The 752-nt window shown below is 74.1% G+C and carries 1 protein-coding gene; it reads right to left on the minus strand.

The window, feature by feature from the left end:
* A partial coding sequence (locus tag KMS84_RS04895) for a beta-ketoacyl reductase (RefSeq protein WP_256914780.1) occupies window positions 1–752 on the minus strand: 752 nt, incomplete at both ends.

The raw sequence follows: 752 nt of genomic DNA on the forward strand, positions 1-752 counted from the left end.
CCTGGTCGGCGTGATCTCCGCCGTCGACCCGTGCGCCAGCACCTGCGCCGCCTCCCCGCGCACCAGCGCCAGCAGCAGGGCCTGCTGTTCCGGCTCCGTCAACCCGGCCAGCCGGTCCCGGAGCCCGCTGCCCGCGGCGTCCTCGCCCCCGCCCGTCGCCTCGGCGTCGGTCGACGCACGGGCCGCCTCGGGGACGTCTTCGATGAGGGGGCGGCGCCGGGCCATGGTGTACCCCGGCGTGAACAGCGACCAGTCCATGTCGGCCACCGTCACCGACACCTCGTCCTGCTCCAGCACCTGACGCAACGCCCGCAACGCCGCCTCAGGCTCCAACAACCGCAGACCCCGACGCGACAACTGCTCCGCCGTCTCCCCCACCGCCATCGCCGTACCCAGCCAGCCACCCCACGCCACCGACGAACCCGCCAGCCCCCGCGCCCGACGAGCACGCACCAGACCGTCCAGATAACCGCCCGCCGCCGCGTTCGCCCCATTGCCCGCACTGCCCCACACCGACGCCCCCGTGGAGAACACCACGAACGCCTCCAGCTCCACACCCAACTCCACCGTCACCTCGTCCAGATGACGCGCACCGAGCACACGGGCAGCCGTCTGCTGCTCGACGTCGGGCGCGGCGAGTTCGGCGAGCGGGCCGTGCACCGCCGTCCCGGCGGTGTGGAAGACGGCGGTGAGGGGGTGTTCGGCGGGTATCGCCGCGAGCAGGTCGGCGAGGGCCGCCCGGTCGGTGACGT

The sequence above is a fragment of the Streptomyces hilarionis genome, from assembly GCF_024539675.1.
Lineage (GTDB): Bacteria > Actinomycetota > Actinomycetes > Streptomycetales > Streptomycetaceae > Streptomyces > Streptomyces hilarionis.